The following is a 473-nucleotide window of genomic DNA, read 5'->3' on the forward strand; positions in this document are numbered from 1 at the left end:
AGGTAATAAAAAGGATACTCCCGTCTATTACCAATGAGGTAATTACCTTGATAAAGGATACTTCACTTGCATTTACTATATCTGTTTTGGAAATGTTTAGCAGAGCTAAGGCTTTGGCAAGCAGCAGTACCAGTATGGTACCTTTTGTGGTAGCGGCTTGCATTTACTATGTATTTAATTTCATAGTGGAATTCATCATGAACGGCATTGAAAAAAGATTAGAGTATTACAGATAGAGGTGAGGTTATGAATATATTAAATATACAAAATGCAGCAAAGAGTTTTGACGGTACAGAGGTTATAAAGGATATATCACTTAAGGTTGATAAGGCGGAGGTTGTGTCAATAATAGGTCCGTCAGGCTCGGGTAAATCAACACTTTTAAGATGTGCTACATTTTTGGAAACTCTTGATAAGGGGAGTATTTCATATATGGATATGGAAGCCGCAAAAAGCGTTGATGGAAAGAGTGT

At 36.4% G+C, this 473-nt stretch carries 1 protein-coding gene and 1 pseudogene; both read left to right on the top strand.

The genetic code is table 11. The features are described from left to right. Nucleotides 1-236: pseudogene (locus tag RAD16_RS40905) on the top strand (cysteine ABC transporter permease); the annotation flags it as partial. Nucleotides 237-246: 10 nt separating this feature from the next. Beyond that, on the top strand, nt 247-473 hold a 227-nt coding region (locus RAD16_RS40910; protein ID WP_458163678.1), incomplete at its 3' end, for an ATP-binding cassette domain-containing protein.

It is taken from the genome of Bradyrhizobium sp. 18BD (genome assembly GCF_054185225.1).